At 60.6% G+C, this 254-nt stretch carries 1 pseudogene; it reads left to right on the top strand.

What is annotated here, in order from left to right:
- A pseudogene (locus ACFWPJ_RS13825) lies at positions 1–185 on the top strand (hypothetical protein); the annotation flags it as partial.
- Between the last annotated feature and the right edge of the window lie 69 nt (positions 186–254).

The following is a 254-nucleotide window of genomic DNA, read 5'->3' as shown; positions in this document are numbered from 1 at the left end:
ATCTACACATATCTATTCGTGGGCAGCGTAAGTTGTTTATAAGAGACAGCCTTTGGGCTGATCCGCAGCAGCACGGGGTGAACGAGATCAACCACAACGACGGCGGTCGCGGAGTCTATTTCCTCGACCCCAACGGGCACTTTCTGGAGATGATCACCGTCCCGTACGGTGGCTGGCCCACGTAAGACGCCACGACGCCGGGCGGGCCGCCCCACGCCGGCCCGCCCGGGTTTTTGGTTAATCGGGTTGGCCCA

Origin of the sequence: Nocardia sp. NPDC058497 (assembly GCF_042720195.1) — a bacterium.
GTDB lineage: Bacteria > Actinomycetota > Actinomycetes > Mycobacteriales > Mycobacteriaceae > Nocardia.
The sequence above is the reverse complement of the archived record's forward strand: the minus strand, read 5'-3'. Positions and strand labels throughout refer to the sequence as shown.